The organism is Bacillus sp. JJ722, assembly GCF_036963345.1.
Lineage (GTDB): Bacteria > Bacillota > Bacilli > Bacillales > DSM-1321 > Bacillus_AD.
Window position 1 is genome coordinate 312 of the sequence record NZ_JBALMO010000336.1, and the last position, 615, is coordinate 926.

Annotated in this window: 1 protein-coding gene; it reads right to left on the reverse strand. The window is 35.1% G+C overall.

Annotation, left to right across the window (positions count from 1 at the left end; all coding sequences use genetic code 11):
- Positions 1–72: 72 nt before the first annotated feature.
- The gene (locus tag V7014_RS25465; RefSeq protein WP_335511631.1) at positions 73–546 is read right to left on the reverse strand and encodes an S-ribosylhomocysteine lyase; all 474 of its coding nucleotides are present in this window, start codon (positions 544–546) and stop codon (positions 73–75) included.
- Positions 547–615: the final 69 nt, after the last annotated feature.

Consider the following 615-nt stretch of genomic DNA (forward strand, 5'->3'; position numbering starts at 1 on the left):
GGGTGCTGGAGCTAGACAAAACGAAAAAAAAGGATGCTTTCTAAACAATAGACAGCTTCCTTTTCGAATAATTTATGCGAATACTTGTTCAAGCTCTGCTCTTGAATGTTTCAACCAGAATTTCATTAACTTCTTAGCACCTTCTAAATCGTGAAGCTTCGCTTGACCGCATTGTTTTTCATTAGCAGCTGGTATCTCAACTACATCAACACCATCTTTCATTGTGTCTTCTAAGACATCAATAATTTCTGCTACTGTAGGCTCACCGCTAACTACTAAATAAAATCCTGTTTGACAACCCATTGGTGAAATATCAATAACATCCCAGTTATCGTATTTCTCGGAATGCTTACGAATATTAAACGCTAATAAATGCTCTAATGTATGAATAGCATCGGGCTTCATTGCTTGCTTATTCGGCTGACAAAAACGAATATCAAATTTATTTACAACACCATCACTTCCTACCTTATGGACGCCACAATGTCTAACATATGGTGCTTTCACCGCATTATGATCTAATTCAAAACTTTCAACTGATGGCACATCAATCACTCCTTAAAAAATAAATTTCTTATTATTCATAATATAACTAATCCGATAAAATTTCAGCTA